The 12,058-nt window shown below is 60.6% G+C and carries 12 protein-coding genes and 1 riboswitch; of the genes, 5 read left to right on the top strand and 7 right to left on the bottom strand.

All coding sequences use genetic code 11. The features are described 5' to 3' along the window. The first annotated feature begins 5 nt into the window (after positions 1 to 5). Positions 6 to 356, top strand: coding sequence for a RidA family protein (locus AB4N98_RS14630; RefSeq protein WP_017530998.1), 351 nt, complete (start codon positions 6 to 8; stop codon positions 354 to 356). 25 nt (positions 357 to 381) lie between these two features. Next, complete coding sequence (locus AB4N98_RS14635) at positions 382 to 1,284, top strand: transporter substrate-binding domain-containing protein (RefSeq protein WP_460148709.1); 903 nt, start codon at positions 382 to 384, stop codon at positions 1,282 to 1,284. 68 nt (positions 1,285 to 1,352) lie between these two features. Here AB4N98_RS14635 and AB4N98_RS14640 read toward each other — a convergent pair whose 3' ends face one another. Continuing rightward, a complete protein-coding gene (locus tag AB4N98_RS14640; RefSeq protein WP_065879331.1) occupies positions 1,353 to 2,072 on the bottom strand; it encodes a 16S rRNA (uracil(1498)-N(3))-methyltransferase in 720 nt (239 codons plus the stop codon). Positions 2,073 to 2,104: 32 nt separating this feature from the next. Further along, on the bottom strand, positions 2,105 to 3,511 hold the full coding sequence (locus AB4N98_RS14645) for an adenosylmethionine--8-amino-7-oxononanoate transaminase (RefSeq protein ID WP_065879332.1): 1,407 nt from the start codon (positions 3,509 to 3,511) through the stop codon (positions 2,105 to 2,107). A 272-nt stretch (positions 3,512 to 3,783) separates the two neighbouring features. Here AB4N98_RS14645 and AB4N98_RS14650 point away from each other — a divergent pair, with 272 nt between their 5' ends. Beyond that, entirely contained in the window at positions 3,784 to 4,335 is a 552-nt protein-coding gene (locus AB4N98_RS14650; protein WP_017531002.1) for a cytochrome b, read from the top strand. 32 nt (positions 4,336 to 4,367) lie between these two features. After that, positions 4,368 to 4,946 (top strand): YceI family protein, encoded by a 579-nt coding sequence (locus tag AB4N98_RS14655; RefSeq protein WP_017531003.1) that lies wholly within the window; start codon positions 4,368 to 4,370, stop codon positions 4,944 to 4,946. On the opposite strand, the gene AB4N98_RS14660 is transcribed toward AB4N98_RS14655, so the two are convergent. Next, positions 4,947 to 5,834, bottom strand: coding sequence for a LysR substrate-binding domain-containing protein (locus AB4N98_RS14660; protein WP_460148712.1), 888 nt, complete (start codon positions 5,832 to 5,834; stop codon positions 4,947 to 4,949). It abuts the gene before it with no gap. Positions 5,835 to 6,012: 178 nt separating this feature from the next. Between AB4N98_RS14660 and AB4N98_RS14665 the strand changes: the two genes are divergently transcribed. Beyond that, positions 6,013 to 6,384: a nuclear transport factor 2 family protein gene (locus AB4N98_RS14665; RefSeq protein ID WP_017531005.1), complete on the top strand. Its 372-nt coding sequence runs from the start codon at positions 6,013 to 6,015 to the stop codon at positions 6,382 to 6,384. 62 nt (positions 6,385 to 6,446) lie between these two features. Here AB4N98_RS14665 and AB4N98_RS14670 read toward each other — a convergent pair whose 3' ends face one another. The 4 genes from AB4N98_RS14670 to ahcY form a co-directional block, all read right to left on the bottom strand. After that, positions 6,447 to 8,333, bottom strand: coding sequence for a DEAD/DEAH box helicase (locus tag AB4N98_RS14670; protein WP_017531006.1), 1,887 nt, complete (start codon positions 8,331 to 8,333; stop codon positions 6,447 to 6,449). 221 nt (positions 8,334 to 8,554) lie between these two features. Then, positions 8,555 to 9,346, bottom strand: coding sequence for a substrate-binding periplasmic protein (locus AB4N98_RS14675; protein ID WP_017531007.1), 792 nt, complete (start codon positions 9,344 to 9,346; stop codon positions 8,555 to 8,557). Between the two features lie 119 nt (positions 9,347 to 9,465). Continuing rightward, the gene (metF, locus tag AB4N98_RS14680; protein WP_017531008.1) at positions 9,466 to 10,311 is read right to left on the bottom strand and encodes a methylenetetrahydrofolate reductase [NAD(P)H]; all 846 of its coding nucleotides are present in this window, start codon (positions 10,309 to 10,311) and stop codon (positions 9,466 to 9,468) included. Positions 10,312 to 10,481: 170 nt separating this feature from the next. Then, entirely contained in the window at positions 10,482 to 11,891 is a 1,410-nt protein-coding gene (ahcY, locus tag AB4N98_RS14685; RefSeq protein ID WP_017531009.1) for an adenosylhomocysteinase, read from the bottom strand. Between the two features lie 21 nt (positions 11,892 to 11,912). After that, a riboswitch (S-adenosyl-L-homocysteine riboswitch) is annotated at positions 11,913 to 12,018 on the bottom strand. Positions 12,019 to 12,058 lie beyond the last annotated feature (40 nt).

Here is a 12,058-nt window from a genome sequence, read left to right on the forward strand (position 1 = left end):
CCCCCATGAGCATTACCCGAATCAGCAGCAATGAACGTCTCAGCGGTGCCGTCACCTTCAAGGACCTGGTGTTCCTGTCGGGCCAAGTGCCGGGCGAGGGCCAGGACATGGCGACCCAGACCCGCGAAGTGCTGGCCAAGATCGATGCACTGCTGGCCGAGGCGGGCAGCGACAAGGATCACCTGCTCAATGCGACCATTTACCTGAAGGACATCGGCAGCGGTTTCGCGCCGATGAACGAAGCGTGGTCCGCATGGCTGACACCGGGGATGGCGCCCACACGGACCACCCTGCAAGCCGAGCTGGCGCGACCCAGCGTGCTGGTGGAAATCAGCGTGATTGCCGTACGTAAATAACTTCACAGAGCCACGGAGAATAACAATGAAAAAGATCCTGTTGACCGGCTGCACCCTGGGGCTTTTGCTGGGCGCGCAGGCACATGCGAATGAACCGGCGCTGGACGGTACGTTGGGCAAGATAGCCAACACCCGGTCCATCACCCTGGGTTATCGCGATGCGTCGGTGCCGTTTTCCTATGTGGGCGATAGCAGCGGCAAACCCATGGGGTATTCGGTTGACCTGGCGAGCAGGATTGTCGAGCGTATCCAGCAGAAAACCGGGGTCGCGAACCTTAAGGTGAACTACACCCTGGTGACCTCCCAGACCCGCATCCCGCTGGTGCAGAACGGCACCGTGGATCTGGAATGCGGCTCTACCGGGGTGACCGCCGAGCGGCAGAAGCAGGTGGCGTTTTCCTACGGTTTTATTTACGTGAAGGGCCAATTGCTCACGGCCAGGGACAGCGGCATCAAGGGCTTTGCCGACCTGGTGGGCAAGAACGTGGTGACCACGGCGGGGACCACCAACGAACGTTTCCTCAAGAGCTACAACGCCGAGCACAAGGCCAATATGTTTGTGATCAGTGCCAAGGACCATGGCGAGGCGTTCAAGATGCTGGAGACGGGCCGCGCGGTGGCGTTCTATATGGACGACGCACTGCTCTACGGCGAGCGCGCCAAGGCCAGGGACCCGCACCACTGGGTGGTGGTGGGCGAGGAGCAATCGCGCGAGATCTACAGCTGCATGGTGCGCAAGGACGACCCGCAGTTTCTCGCGGTGGTCAACGAGACCCTCGGTGAGCTGTACCGCAGCGGTGAAATCAACGGGATTTACCAGCGCTGGTTTGAACAGCCGATTCCGCCCAAGGGCTTGAACCTGGAATTCCCGATGACCAGCGAGTTGAAGGCAATTATTGCCAAGCCGGTCAGTGATCCGGTGGAGTAAGAAGTGGTAACCCGATCAATGTGGGAGGGGGCCCCCTCCCACATTTGGATTGGGTTTACAGCGCGCGGTTAGAAGTCGCCCCACAGTTGTTGCGCGACTGCCAGCGCAACTACCGGCGCGGTCTCGGTGCGCAACACGCGCGGGCCGAGGCGAGCAGCATGGTAGCCGGCGTCTTGAGCGGTTTGGACTTCATTATCGGTCAGCCCACCCTCGGGACCGATCAGGAACGCCAGGCTCGAAGGCTTGGCATGGCTGACCATCGGCTCGGCCACCGGGTGCAGCACCAGCTTGAGGTCGGCCTCGGTCTGCTTCAGCCAGTCCGCCAGCAACAGCGGCGGGTGAATCACCGGCACCGTCGAACGCCCGCATTGCTCGCACGCGCTGATCGCCACCTGGCGCCAGTGCAGCAGGCGTTTGTCGGCGCGTTCGTCCTTGAGGCGCACTTCGCAGCGCTCGCTGAAAATCGGCGTGATCGCGTTGACGCCCAGTTCCGTGGCTTTCTGGATCGCCCAATCCATGCGCTCGCCCCTGGACAGGCCCTGGCCGAGGTGGATGTGCAGCGGCGATTCGGTCTGGCCTGCGAAGTGTTCCGTCAGTTGCACGGTGACGCGTTTTTTACCGACCTCCAGCAACGTGCCGCAAAACTCTTGCCCGGAGCCGTCAAACAATTGCACGGCGTCACCTTCGCCCATGCGCAGCACGCGGCTGATGTAATGCGCCTGGGCTTCGGGCAGTTCAACGTCGCCGAGGCTCAGTGGGGTGTCGGTGAAAAAACGGGACAGTCTCATTTCGGTTCTCTGCAAAATTCAGGTAGGAGCGATCAGCCTGGGTCGCGATAGCCCGGGTGGAAGTCTTTTGGCACGGCGACGCTGACCTTGCTGTTGGTCGCGATATCGATGCCTTCACTGGCAACTTGCGCCAAGAAGTCGATCTGCTCCGGCGTAATCACATACGGCGGCAGGAAATACACCACGCTGCCCAACGGGCGCAACAGGGCGCCGCGCTCCAAGGCATGCTCGAACACCTTGAGGCCACGGCGTTCCTGCCATGGGTAGGCGGCCTTGGTGGCCTTGTCCTGGACCATCTCGATGGCCAGCACCATGCCGGTCTGGCGCACTTCAGACACATGCGGATGATCGACCAGATGCGCGGTGGCCGTGGCCATGCGCTGGGCCAGGGCCTTGTTGTTTTCGATGACGTTGTCTTCTTCGAAAATATCCAGGGTCGCCAAAGCCGCCGCGCACGCCAGCGGGTTGCCGGTGTAGCTGTGGGAATGCAGGAAGGCGCGCAGGGTCGGGTAGTCGTCGTAGAACGCGTCGTAGACATCATCGGTGGTAACCACCGCCGCCAGTGGCAAGTAGCCGCCCGTCAGGGCCTTGGACAGGCACAGGAAGTCCGGACGAATACCGGCCTGTTCACAGGCGAACATGCTGCCGGTGCGGCCGAAGCCCACGGCGATTTCGTCGTGGATCAGGTGCACGCCGTAGCGGTCGCAGGCTTCGCGCAGCAGCTTTAGGTAGACCGGGTGGTACATGCGCATGCCACCGGCGCCCTGGATCAGCGGTTCGACGATCACGGCGGCGACGCTGTCGTGGTTGTCCGCCAGGGTCTGTTCCATGGCCTGGAACAGGGTGCGCGAATGTTCTTCCCAGCTCACGCCTTCGGGGCGCAGGTAGCAATCGGGGCTCGGCACTTTAATGGTGTCGAGCAGCAGCGCCTTGTAGGTCTCGGTAAACAGCGGCACGTCACCCACCGACATCGCGGCGATGGTTTCGCCGTGGTAGCTGTTGGTTAACGTGACGAAGCGCTTTTTGTTCGGCAGGCCGCGGTTGAGCCAGTAGTGGAAGCTCATCTTCAGCGCGACTTCGATGCACGACGAGCCGTTATCGGCATAGAAGCAGCGGGTCAGGCCCTCGGGGGTCATCGCGACCAGGCGTTCGGACAACTCGATCACCGGTTGGTGGCTGAAGCCGGCGAGGATCACGTGTTCCAGTTGGTCGACCTGGTCCTTGATGCGCTGGTTGATGCGCGGGTTGGCATGCCCGAAGACGTTGACCCACCAGGAACTGACGGCATCGAGGTAGCGCTTGCCTTCGAAGTCTTCCAGCCAGACGCCTTCGCCGCGCTTGATCGGGATCAGCGGCAGTTGCTGGTGGTCTTTCATCTGGGTGCAGGGATGCCACAGCACCGCGAGGTCGCGTTGCATCCACTGGTTGTTCAAGCCCATCGGTGATCTCCTCGAAGCGGTCCTGCGGGCGGCGCAGGTGAAACAATCGCGCAAGCCTATGCAATGGGCGGCTGTGTCACAACCCATAACGCGCGAATTGGCAGTAAACGCAGGACGGACTGTCACGTTTCTTCTGGATAGTCCTTAATCATTGGTTAATTTACTGTTCATACCCTCAAGATCACATTTCTCGATATTTCAAAGCGAAATTTTCCGCTTTAATTCGATAGGTAAACCGCTAGTCTTGGCGCAGCTCTTTCGGGATTAAGTTCATGCAGTTACGCAATTCACCGGCCCGCTATGGCTGGGTCAGTATGGTTTTGCACTGGGGCGTGGCCCTGGTGGTGGTTGGCCTGTTTGCCCTGGGCCTGTGGATGGTTGGCCTGGACTACTACAGCGCCTGGCGCAAAGACGCGCCGGACCTGCACAAGAGCATCGGCATTACGCTGTTTGCGATCATGCTGGTGCGCATTGTCTGGCGGCTGGTCAGCCCACCGCCGCCGCCATTGGCCAGCTACAGTCGCTTGACCCGGATCGGCGCGGCATTCGGCCATGGGTTCCTGTACCTCGGGCTGTTTGCAGTGATGATTGCCGGTTACCTGATTTCCACCGCAGACGGTGTCGGTATCCCGGTGTTTGGCTTGTTTGAAATTCCCGCCGTGGTTTCCGGTCTACCGGACCAGGCAGACACCGCCGGCGTGGTGCATTTGTATCTCGCCTGGGTGTTGGTGGTCTTCGCCGGCTTGCACGGCGTGGCTGCGTTGAAACACCACTTTATCGATCGCGATGCGACCCTTACGCGAATGCTGGGGCGCAAAGCCTGATGTTCAACCTCGACTCACAAGGAATAGAAAGCATGTTGAAAAAGACCCTCGCTGCTCTGGCAATCGGTACCGCGCTGCTGTCGGCAGGCCAGGTAATGGCCGCTGACTACAAGATCGACAAAGAAGGCCAGCACGCCTTCATCGACTGGAAAATCAGCCACCTGGGCTACAGCTACATCCACGGTACCTTCAAGGATTGGGATGGCACCTTCAGTTGGGATGCCGCCAAGCCTGAAGCCAGCAAAATCGCTGTCGATGTGAAGACTGCCAGCCTGTGGTCCAACCACGCAGAACGTGACAAGCACATCGCCAGCAAGGATTTCCTGGACGTCGCCAAGTTCGCTGACGCCAAGTTCGTATCCACCGCGGTTAAATCCACCGGTGAGAAAACTGCTGACGTGACCGGCGACCTGACCTTCCACGGCGTCACCAAGCCAGTGGTCTTCAAGGCCACCTTCAACGGTGAAGGCAAGGATCCATGGGGCGGCGAACGTGCCGGCTTCAATGCCAAGGCGACCGTTAACTTGAACGACTTCGGCATCAAAGGCCCAGGCCCGTCTTCGCAGACCGTTGACCTGGACATCTCGCTGGAAGGCGTGAAGCAGAAGTAATCAGCTTCTCTGCGTTACTGTCAAAGCGCCGACCTCAGGGTCGGCGTTTTGCTGTGTGCAGGATGCCAGGCTGTCTTGATAGAGGGCGATCTGGTCCTTGAGCCAGTGATGCAGATCGCTCAGCGCTGCCGAAGGTTTGCGGCCGGTAGGCCACACCAGGTAGTAGCGTGAGGCGTGCGCCGGCTCGACCTCTGTCAGCTTGACCAACTCCCCGCGTTGAAGCAGCCCATGGGCAATCGAGCGTCGGGTCAGTGCGACGCCGTGCCCAAGCCTGACGGCTTCGAGCATTAACGTGGAGTCGGTGAACTCCAGCGAAGCGTGAGGGCGTACCCCTTCCACGCCAGCGGCGCCAAGCCAGATGGGCCAGCTTTCACTGGCGTGCAACAGCGGCAGCTCGAGGACGGCTTGCGCCGTGTCCGGCAGGACGCCGTGGTTGAAGTCGCGCGCGGCGACCACCAGCAACGAATCCCCCATCAAAGCCTCGCAATGCACATCCGGCCACTGGCCGTGGCCGAAGCGGATCGCGCCATCGAGTGGGCCTTGCCCGAAATGGCTGAACTCCATGCTTGAATCCAGTCTCAGGTGCAACTCGGGGTGAGCGGCCCTGAAGTCATGTAAACGCGGGAGTAACCAATGCATGGCATAGGAGGGCAATACTGAAACGGTTAACTGCGGGTGTTTGGTTTTCGCCAATAACTTTTCGGTTACCCCGGCGATCTCGCCCAGTGCCTGTCTGATCTGGTAGGCATACACGCGGCCCTCATCAGTCAACGTCAGCGAGCGTTTGCTGCGAATGACCAGCGCCAGGCCCAAATACTCTTCAAGCGAGCGGATTTGATGGCTGACGGCACTGTGGGTGACGTGCAGTTCGAGCGCGGCCAGGTTCACCTTGCCCAGCCTGGCCAAGGCCTCGAAGGCACGTAACGCCGCGAGGGGAGAGGAGTTTCAATAGGTGAATTCCTTTCACGTAAAAGCCTAATAATAGCCGCTATACCTGAAACGAGTGGGCTACCGATAATGGCGCGAAGTTATTTATTCAACTAACACCGTTCTCGGAGTTGTGCTCATGATTGAGGAAATTCAAGCGTTTCTGAAAGACTACTTTAATGTCTTACAAACCCAGGACTTGAAAAAGTTCGATCACGTATTCCATCGTGGCTGCGTGTTATACAGCGCGCAGAATTCAGTGGTAGTGGTTCGACCGTTCGAGGAATACCGGAGCATGGTTGAGGGGCGTGAATCGCCGCGGGCCGGCGGTTTTCCGCAACTTGATGAAGTGTTGATGATTGACGTGATGTCGCCGGAAATGGCCATGGTCAAAGTACGTTTGCGCTTGTTCAATAACCTGATGGTGGACTACTTGAACTTGATGAAAGTGGAGGGGCGCTGGATGATCTTTGCCAAACTCTTTCACAAGGCCGGTGAAGTAACGGCTTAATAAGCCAAGCGCCGCATACAAAAACGCCCCAAACAGTCGGGGCGTTTTTTGTATGGAAAAACTCAGCGGTTGCGGGTCAGCAGCGCTGGTTTTTCACCACGAGGACGGCCTGGCAACTGATCCAGTTGCTCGGGTGTCGGGAAGCGGTCGGCTTTCGACTCCTTGTGGATGATTTTGGGGGCTGGGCCGCCGCGCGGGTTCTGCACCGCTGGCTCGGACGAACGAGGCTGGTCGTCACGGGCCGGACGGCGGTTGTTGCTGCGCGAATCTTCGCGACGAGCCTGGCCGTCACGCGGTGCGCCGTTACGCGGGCCGCTGCGTTTGGCAGGTGGCGTACCGGTGGTGCCGCCGCTGCTGTTGCGTGGGCCGTTCTGACGAGCGCCCTGAGGCTGGCCGCTGCGTGGTGCCGCGGCGCCTGCGCCCTGTGCCGGTGCGCCTGGACGACGACCACGGCCCTGTGCCGGTTTGGCCTGGGGCACGTAGTCAACGCGGTTACCGAAGTTATCCACGTCGTCGTCGAGGAACTCGTCCGGCGCGCGGTCGGCGGCTGCGCGTGGCGGCTGGCTCGGCTGGCGCTGTTCGCGTGCCGGGGTGCCTTCGCGTGGTTTCTGCTCACGGGCTGGGCGTTCGCCACGGCCGTTGGTTGGCGCTTTGTCTTTGCCGCCCTTGTCTTTGCCCTTGTCGCGACGACCACCGCCACCACCGCCGCCGTTCGGGCCATCGCCCTTCGGACCGCGTGGGTTGCGTGGGTTACGCACATCGGGACGCTCGCGTACTTCAGGCTTCTCGGCCTCTACCGCGCTGGCATCGAAGCCCATCAGGTCGCCGTCGGCGATTTTCTGCTTGGTCATGCGCTCGATGCTTTTGAGCAGTTTTTCTTCGTCCGGGGCTACCAGGGAGATGGCTTCACCCGAACGACCGGCACGGCCGGTACGGCCGATACGGTGCACATAGTCTTCATCGACGTTCGGCAGCTCGAAGTTGACCACGTGCGGCAGCTGGTCGATATCCAGGCCGCGGGCGGCGATGTCGGTGGCCACCAGGATACGCACGGAACCGGCCTTGAAGTCGGCCAGGGCTTTGGTGCGTGCGTTCTGGCTCTTGTTGCCGTGGATGGCGACGGCGGTGAGGCCGTGTTTGTCCAGGTATTCGGCCAGGCGGTTGGCGCCGTGCTTGGTGCGGGTGAACACCAATACCTGCTCCCACGCGCCATGGGTAATCAGGTGGGCCAGCAACGAGCGCTTGTGGCTGGCGGCCAGGCGGAAGACGCGTTGTTCGATACGCTCGACCGTGGTGTTCGGCGGCGTGACTTCGATGCGTTCCGGGTTGTGCAGCAGCTTGCCGGCCAGGGCGGTGATGTCCTGGGAGAACGTTGCCGAGAACAGCAGGTTCTGACGTTTGGCCGGCAGGCGGGCGAGGACCTTTTTCACGTCATGGACAAAGCCCATGTCGAGCATGCGGTCGGCTTCGTCCAGCACGAGGATTTCCACGTGGGACAAATCGACGCTGCCTTGGCCGCACAGGTCGAGCAAACGACCGGGGCACGCTACCAGCACGTCAACACCACGGGACATGGCCTGAACCTGCGGGTTCATGCCGACGCCGCCGAAGATGCAGGCGCTGACGAACTTCAAGTCGCGGGCGTACAGCTTGAAGCTGTCATGCACCTGGGCGGCCAGTTCGCGGGTTGGGGTCAGGACCAGTACGCGCGGTTGGCGCGGGCCGTGACGCTGGGATTTGTCCGGGTGACCGTTGGGGAACAACCGCTCCAGGATCGGGAGGGCGAAACCGCCGGTTTTACCAGTACCTGTCTGAGCCGCAACCATGAGGTCGCGACCTTGCAACACGGCGGGAATGGCCCGCTGTTGCACCGGAGTAGGCTCGGTATAGCCCGCTGCCTCGATGGCGCGGACTAAAGCCTCGGAGAGACCGAGGGAAGCAAAGGACATGAGTAATCCTGTTTTAGTTAGGGCTTGGCCCAAAGGGATAATCTTGCCGGGCGTGAATGGCGCTTAGGGGAGCGCAACCCCGTCCGGTCCTGCTGCGCCTGGCGGGCACTCCACCGGCTCGCGCGGGCTGAAAGCTGCGCTGTAGCGGGGTTGGGTGCCTTTTTCAAGACCTCAGCGGCCGGGCGTGAGCCTGGCGGAAAGGCCGGAGTATAACAGAGCAATCACTGTGCGCTGCTTTCCTGCTGCTCAACGGTGTGTCCTGAGGCCGTAATATCGGGGATTGCGCCATATTTTTCACTCAAGATGGCGTAGGCCGGTTCCTGTTTAAAGCGTTTGAGTTCGGCGGCGAAGCGTTGCGCCAGCAGGTCCATGCCCGCGCCACGGCGCACGGCGAGGTATTGCTGCTGGCGGCTGATAACGATCGGCGCCTGGCTGACCATACCCTCCAGGCCCATGGCCTTGATCACATGCTGGCCGACCCGCCGGTCGGTAATGACCAGGTCAATGCGCCCCAGCAGCAATTTGCCGAAGTTCGCCTCGTGACTGGGTGCCGGCTCACGCTTGAACAATGTGGAATCGCTGAAAGGCGCGCCATACAGGTAGCCCGGCGAGGTGCCCACCGACAGGCCTTGCAGGTCGTCGAGGCGGCGGGCCAGGTGAGGGCGCGCGTTGGCATAGAACAGCACAAACTCGACCTCTGACAGCGGTTCGCTGGGGTACAGCAACAAAGCGTCGCGGTCGTGGCTGTGGAAAATATCCAGCGCGCCGTCGGCCTGGCCTTGCTCAAGCATGGCCAGGCAACGCTTCCAGGGAAGGAATTGCCATTGCACCTCTACGCCAAGGCGCTGGAACACGATCACCGTGGCTTCATAGTCCAGCCCATGCATGACGCCCTGCTCGTCATACACATACGGCGCCCAGGGCTCGGTGACAATGCGCAATTTCTCGCCATAAGCGGCCAGGCTCAGGCAAGTGAAAAGGGCAGCGGTCAATAACTTCAGGATGACGGGCATGCCTGAGGTTACGACGCCGCTGCGCTAAAGAGAAGCTCTGGCGCACGCCTGTGCGGGCGAGGGCGCGCAAATAAAAAGGCCCTCGTATTGACGAGGGCCCGGGTACCGCAGGGCAAGCCTCAGCGGGGCAGCTTGAGGTTGTTCCAGATAGCAAGGCTCGGCTCAGCCTGGTTCAGGGTATAAAAGTGCAACCCTGGCGCGCCGCCTTGCAGCAGGCGCTCGCACATTTCGCTGATGACCTGTTCGCCGAATGCCTGGATGCTCTTGACGTCGTCGCCGTAGGCTTCCAGTTGCTTGCGTACCCAGCGTGGGATTTCGGCGCCGCAGGCATCGGAAAAACGTGCCAGCTTGCTGTAGTTGGTGATTGGCATGATGCCCGGCACGATCGGGATATTCACACCCAGTGCCCGCACACGCTCGACGAAATAGAAGTAACTGTCGGCGTTGAAGAAGTACTGCGTGATCGCACTGTCGGCGCCGGCGTTGGCCTTGCGCACGAAATTCTTCAGGTCTTCTTCGAAGTTACGCGCCTGGGGATGCATCTCCGGATAGGCTGCTACTTCGATATGAAAGTGGTCGCCGCTTTCTTCGCGGATGAAGCTCACCAGGTCATTGGCGTAGCGCAACTCGCCGCTGGCCATGCCCATGCCGGACGGCAGGTCGCCACGCAGGGCGACGATGCGCTTGATGCCGGCTGCCTTGTATTGAGTCAGCAGGCCGCGCAGGTCGGCCTTGCTGTCGCCCACGCAGGATAAATGCGGAGCGGCGGGAACTTTGACTTCGCTTTCCAACTGCAACACGGTGTTGATCGTGCGGTCACGGGTCGAACCGCCGGCGCCGTAGGTGCAGGAAAAGAAGTCGGGTTGGTAGCTGGCCAACTGCTTGGCAGTCGCCATCAGTTTTTCATGCCCAGCATCGGTCTTGGTCGGGAAGAACTCGAAGCTGTAGCGACGGTCTTGGGACATGGTCGTATCCTTGGAAACTCAAAAAACCGGAAAGTGTTCACCGTCAATGTGGGAGCGGGCTTGCTCGCGAAGGGTCGTGTCAGTCGACATAAATTAACAACTGACACTCCGCCTTCGCGAGCAAGCCCGCTCCCACACAAGCTCGCTCCGACAGGGAGAGAGCGGGCTACTTAGTAACGGTAAGCATGCGGCTTGAACGGGCCTTCAACCGTCACGCCGATGTAGTCGGCCTGGGTCTTGGTCAGTTGAGTCACCACGCCGCCGAAGCCGCGGACCATCTCCAGGGCCACTTCTTCGTCGAGTTTCTTCGGCAGGACTTCCACGGTCAGGCGCTCGGCTTTCTGGGCCGGCGACAGGTCGGCGTATTTCTGGCCGAACAGGAAGATCTGGGCCAGTACCTGGTTGGCGAACGAGCCATCCATGATGCGGCTTGGGTGGCCGGTGGCGTTGCCCAGGTTAACCAGACGGCCTTCAGCCAGCAGGATCAGGTAGTCGTCGTTCTGTGGGTCGAAAGCGCCGGCACCGGTACGGTGAACCTTGTGTACCTGTGGCTTCACTTCTTCCCATGCCCAGTTCTTGCGCATGAAAGCGGTGTCGATTTCGTTGTCAAAGTGACCGATGTTGCAGACAACGGCGCGCTTTTTCAGGGCCTTGAGCATGTTCGCGTCGCAAACATTCACGTTGCCGGTGGTGGTCACGATCAGATCGATCTTGCCCAGCAGAGCCTTGTCGATGCTCGCTTCGGTGCCGTCGTTGATACCGTCGATGAACGGCGAAACCACTTCGAAACCGTCCATGCAGGCCTGCATGGCGCAGATCGGGTCGACTTCGGAGACTTTAACGATCATGCCTTCCTGACGCAGGGACTGGGACGAACCCTTGCCCACGTCACCGTAGCCGATCACCAGGGCTTGCTTGCCCGACAGCAGGTGGTCGGTGCCGCGCTTGATGGCGTCGTTCAGGCTGTGACGGCAGCCGTACTTGTTGTCGTTCTTGCTCTTGGTCACCGAGTCGTTGACGTTGATGGCCGGGATTTTCAGCTCGCCCTTGGCCAGCATGTCCAGCAGGCGGTGCACGCCGGTGGTGGTTTCTTCGGTCACGCCGTGGACGCGGTCGAGGATGGCTGGGTACTTCTTGTGCAGCAGCTCGGTCAGGTCGCCGCCGTCGTCGAGGATCATGTTGGCATCCCAAGGCGCGCCATCCTTGAGGATGGTTTGCTCCAGGCACCACTCGTACTCTTCTTCGGTCTCGCCTTTCCAGGCGAATACCGGGATACCGGCGGCAGCGATAGCGGCAGCGGCCTGGTCTTGAGTGGAGAAGATATTGCACGACGACCAACGCACTTCGGCACCCAGGGCAACCAGGGTTTCGATCAGCACGGCAGTCTGGATGGTCATGTGGATGCAGCCGAGAATCTTCGCGCCCTTGAGCGGTTGCTCTGCGGCGTACTTGCGACGCAGGCCCATCAGGGCAGGCATTTCGGATTCGGCGATAAAGGTTTCGCGACGGCCCCAGGCAGCGAGGGACATGTCGGCGACTTTGTAGTCGGTGAAATCTGCAGGCGTGATTACAGCGCTCATAGAGAGCCTCCATTCGTAGTGTGCGAATGGGCGCCGTTGTGCGTTTAGTATCCAGCTGGACGACCAGGCCGGACAACGCCCCATCCGAGCCTGACAGGCCAAGCCTGCTGCAGCGCCCCTCGGACAGGTGGCGGGAGAACGGTATCAATTGAAGATGACCGTTTTGA

The sequence above is a fragment of the Pseudomonas sp. S3_E10 genome, from assembly GCF_054667615.1.

Coding starts and splice junctions, on each gene's coding strand:
- AB4N98_RS14675 (WP_017531007.1), bottom strand. CDS start 9,346: ATGCCCGTCATCCTGAAGTTATTGACCGCTGCCCTTTTCACTTGCCTG.
- AB4N98_RS14665 (WP_017531005.1), top strand. CDS start 6,013: ATGATTGAGGAAATTCAAGCGTTTCTGAAAGACTACTTTAATGTCTTA.
- AB4N98_RS14670 (WP_017531006.1), bottom strand. CDS start 8,333: ATGTCCTTTGCTTCCCTCGGTCTCTCCGAGGCTTTAGTCCGCGCCATC.
- AB4N98_RS14635 (WP_460148709.1), top strand. CDS start 382: ATGAAAAAGATCCTGTTGACCGGCTGCACCCTGGGGCTTTTGCTGGGC.
- AB4N98_RS14640 (WP_065879331.1), bottom strand. CDS start 2,072: ATGAGACTGTCCCGTTTTTTCACCGACACCCCACTGAGCCTCGGCGAC.
- AB4N98_RS14645 (WP_065879332.1), bottom strand. CDS start 3,511: ATGGGCTTGAACAACCAGTGGATGCAACGCGACCTCGCGGTGCTGTGG.
- ahcY (WP_017531009.1), bottom strand. CDS start 11,891: ATGAGCGCTGTAATCACGCCTGCAGATTTCACCGACTACAAAGTCGCC.
- AB4N98_RS14655 (WP_017531003.1), top strand. CDS start 4,368: ATGTTGAAAAAGACCCTCGCTGCTCTGGCAATCGGTACCGCGCTGCTG.
- metF (WP_017531008.1), bottom strand. CDS start 10,311: ATGTCCCAAGACCGTCGCTACAGCTTCGAGTTCTTCCCGACCAAGACC.
- AB4N98_RS14630 (WP_017530998.1), top strand. CDS start 6: ATGAGCATTACCCGAATCAGCAGCAATGAACGTCTCAGCGGTGCCGTC.
- AB4N98_RS14650 (WP_017531002.1), top strand. CDS start 3,784: ATGCAGTTACGCAATTCACCGGCCCGCTATGGCTGGGTCAGTATGGTT.